Origin of the sequence: Parablautia muri, from assembly GCF_009917485.1 — a bacterium.
Classification (GTDB): Bacteria; Bacillota; Clostridia; order Lachnospirales; family Lachnospiraceae; genus Suilimivivens; species Suilimivivens muri.
This window is the reverse complement of the sequence record NZ_QZDT01000148.1, coordinates 1-1,824: the sequence shown is the minus strand read 5'-3', so window position 1 is coordinate 1,824 and position 1,824 is coordinate 1. Positions and strand designations below refer to the sequence as shown.

4 protein-coding genes are annotated in these 1,824 nt (G+C 49.3%); all 4 read right to left on the bottom strand.

Features of this window, described 5'->3' with window-relative positions:
* On the bottom strand, positions 1-302 hold a 302-nt coding region (locus tag D5281_RS24815), incomplete at its 3' end, for a recombinase family protein (protein ID WP_160562516.1).
* Between the two features lie 100 nt (positions 303-402).
* Complete coding sequence (locus D5281_RS24810) at positions 403-570, bottom strand: transposon-encoded TnpW family protein (protein WP_022621154.1); 168 nt, start codon at positions 568-570, stop codon at positions 403-405.
* A 474-nt stretch (positions 571-1,044) separates the two neighbouring features.
* Complete coding sequence (locus D5281_RS24800) at positions 1,045-1,305, bottom strand: helix-turn-helix domain-containing protein (RefSeq protein ID WP_002590583.1); 261 nt, start codon at positions 1,303-1,305, stop codon at positions 1,045-1,047.
* Entirely contained in the window at positions 1,286-1,717 is a 432-nt protein-coding gene (locus D5281_RS24795) for an RNA polymerase sigma factor (protein ID WP_135990380.1), read from the bottom strand. The genes D5281_RS24800 and D5281_RS24795 overlap by 20 nt, the downstream gene beginning before the upstream one ends.
* Positions 1,718-1,824 lie beyond the last annotated feature (107 nt).

Below are 1,824 nucleotides of genomic sequence, written 5' to 3'. Positions count from 1 at the left end.
ACAATCTCTATCAGCTCCCCGGTTTTCAGATAATTACGTCCCAGACGGGAAAGGTCTTTTGTTATGACGGTCGCCACGTTCCCGGCTTCAACTTCATGCAGCATGGCTTGAAGCCCCTCACGCTCAAAGCTCACGCCGGAAAATCCGTCGTCTACGAAAAAGCGCGTGTTGAAAAAGTGGTGTTCGTCAGCATACTTTTGTAAAATCAGCTTTTGGTTCTGTATGCTCTCGCTTTCCCCGGCTTGCATATCTTCCTGGCTCAATCTGCAATATAAAGCGGTAATCTTGTCTGTCTGTAACATTTTGTCCTCCTTTCCGACGACAGACAAGCATGGTATTTGTACTGTCTATATTATACCACATACCGCTGCCTGTGTCATGTATAAAATGTGAAGAAACGCCCTATTTCCGGGCGTTTGCGGGGTTCAGCTCCATGTCCTTGCGAATGAGCTTCTTTATCTTTTTATCCAGTGTGTCCGTTGCGCGTTCACTTGCGGACGAACATACAAGGTAAGTAACTTTTCCGATTTTATGCTCCGTTGTGGTAACGGGCGTTTGGTTTTGCGTCAAAGAAAATCCCCCTTTCTTTCGCAAACATATAATACAGTCTATGAATAGCAGCAAGTCCACTATTCAAGAAAACAAAGGCTTTAATCGGACGGTTATTAGCATAACCTCATGGGAATTTCACCCCGGCATGGTTCTCATGCAGCCCTACCCATTGCCTGCGACGCTCTTAACGCTCGGACTGTGGCTGTAAGGAAGTATCATTGTATATTTTGCGTGTCGTCGCCCGCAAGCCGCTACACTTGCTTTCCGGCGCGGTGTTGGTCGCTCGGCTGTCCGGGCGGGGATAACCTCACCCGGATAGCGTCATGGTGCACCCACCGTATGGCTCGGCGCAAAAGGAACGTATCCGATTTGCCCTATGCTGCGCCGCCGTTATCTTGCGCCGCTTTCTTTGTCAAGGTTCAGAATGGCTTTGCTGCCGCGTCAGCAGCGGAACGGAAAAGGGGGAGAGAGAAAGCGTCCCGCCGCTGCGGTTTATTCCTCTGCCTTAAAGGTGAGGACAGCCATCATCAGTTTTGCTTGCAGCCGTTCCCGAATGTCGTGGTCTACGCCAAAATAGACGTTCCCGCGCTCGTCGTACAGCTTCCGCATGGAGAGGCGGGCTATGTAGCCGCTGAAATGCTGCAAGACAATCTTCATAGCGTCCGGGTCGCCCTTTGTCGCTGCCAAAATGACAGGATAGGGAACAAGGGCTTTTTCCGGGTAGCCGGGTTCGTTACCATTCGTCCCATTCATCAGCATTTTCCTCCAGATATTTTTTTAGCAGCTCAAAAGAGCTTGTCCGCCTGTACTGTATCGTGCTTCTCGACGTATCGAACAGCTCCGCAATCTCGGTGTCGTTCATTCCCTCGAAATAGTACAGGAGTACGGCTTTGCGCTTTTCTTCCGGCAAAGTACGGATTGCTTCAAGAAGCAGCTTCGGCGTGATTTTCTTCCCGGCTCTTTCAAAGGCGGTTTCCCCTTTGAAATATTCATCAAAGGTATGAAGCTGCCGCGCTTCTTCTAAGGTCAAGTCGGAAAAGGTAATCTCCCTTGCCTTATGCCTGTGCAGCTCTTTGTGAGCGTCACACGCTTCATTGTGCAGTACCGTATTACAAAACTTCTGGAAAGCGCACTGTTTTATAAACTCCCTGCGATTAGGTTCCACATTCTCACCCCCTTTCTCGTTGGAAAGTTGGTGGTGCTTCCCCCTTTTCGCGGGGCAATACTGCCTTTTGAAAAAAACGCCGAAGATTTTCGGATTTTTTTCAAAAA